General features: G+C 67.2%; 1 protein-coding gene. It reads left to right on the forward strand.

The window, feature by feature from the left end; genetic code table 11:
- Window positions 1-180: 180 nt before the first annotated feature.
- On the forward strand, window positions 181-1,693 hold a 1,513-nt coding region (locus tag B1400_RS09295), incomplete at its 3' end, for a DNA gyrase/topoisomerase IV subunit A (protein WP_133064684.1).

A 1,693-nucleotide genomic window follows, 5' to 3' on the forward strand; every position in this document is an offset into this window, starting at 1 on the left:
CCTGACATCTTCGATGTCCCTTCTGCTCTCTGCGCGGACGCGTCCCTTCGCTGCACGTTCATGCATGGCGCGCGTCCACGCCGCCCAGTGTAGCGGCAGCCGCCGATGCGCGTACCGCCGACGCCCATCCGCCCGCTTGCTAGAATGGTACGGTTCTCGAGTCATATGGAGGAAGTCAGCATGGTTTCGCGTCGCAAGCCGCCAGCAGCGGCCTATGATCCGCGCACGGTCAAGGAACACATCGTCGAGACGCCGCTCGGCGAGGAGATGAGCAAATCCTTCCTCGAATACGCCTATTCGGTCATCTACGCCCGCGCGCTGCCGGACGCGCGCGACGGGCTCAAGCCGGTGCAACGGCGCATCGTCTACCAGATGGGCGAGATGAACCTGCTGCCGACGCGTCCGTACATGAAGTCGGCGCGCGTCGTCGGCGAGGTCATGGGCAAGTTGCACCCGCACGGCGACTCGGCGATCTACGAGGCGATGGTGCGTCTCGCGCAGCCCTTCGCGATGCGGCTTCCGCTCGTCGACGGCCACGGCAACTTCGGTTCGCTCGACGACGGCCCGGCAGCCTCCCGATACACCGAGGCGCGTCTTGCGCCGGCCGCGCTCGGCATGAACGCCGGACTCGACGAGGACACCGTCGACTTCACGCCGAACTACGACAACAAGCTCAAGGAGCCGGAGGTGCTGCCGGCGGCGATCCCGAACCTGCTCGTCAACGGCGCCTCCGGCATCGCCGTCGGCATGGCGACGAACATGGCGACGCACAACCTCGGCGAGGTCGTCGCCGCCGCCAAGCACGTCATGCGCCACCCCGAGGCCACGCTCGACGAACTGATGGACTACCTGCCCGGGCCGGACTGGCCGGGCGGCGGCATCGTCATCGGCCGCGACGGCATCCGCGAGGCATACGAGAGCGGACGCGGCTCGCTGACGACGCGTTCGGCGACGCACGTCGAGAATGTCACGGCGCGCAAGAAGGCGATCGTCGTCACCGAGCTGCCGTACATGGTCGGCCCCGAACGCGTGCTCGAACGCATCTCGGAAGGCGTCAAGAACCACAAGCTCGAAGGCATCTCGAACGCGATCGACCTGACGGACCGGCACAACGGCACGCGCATCGTCATCGAACTCAAGACCGGCTTCGACCCGGACGCCGTGCTCTCGCAGCTGTTCAAGCACACGCCGCTGCAGGAGAACTTCACGATCAACAACGTCGCGCTCGTCGACGGCCGCCCGCACACGATGGGGCTGCGCGAGATGCTCGACGTGTGGATCGGCCACCGCCGCGGCGTCATCCGCCGGCGCAGCGAATACCGCCGCCGCAAGGCGCTCGAGCGGCTGCACCTCGTTGAGGGCCTGCTGCTCGCGCTCGTCGACATCGACGAGGTCATTCAGGTCATCCGCTCATCCGAGGACGCGGACGCGGCGAAGACGAAGCTCATCGCCGTCTTCGACCTCGACGACGTGCAGGCGCAGTACATCCTCGACCTGCGGCTGCGCAGGCTCACGAAGATGAGCCGCATCGAGCTCGAGGCGGAACGCGACGAACTGCGCGGCCGGATCGATGAACTCGACGCGATCCTCGCGTCCGACGAGACGCTCGACGAGGTCGTCGAACATGAGATGGACGAGACCGTCGCCGCCTACGGCACGCCGCGGCGCACCGTGCTGCTCGACGCGGACGCCG

The sequence above is a fragment of the Bifidobacterium italicum genome, from assembly GCF_002286915.1.
Taxonomy (GTDB): domain Bacteria; phylum Actinomycetota; class Actinomycetes; order Actinomycetales; family Bifidobacteriaceae; genus Bifidobacterium; species Bifidobacterium italicum.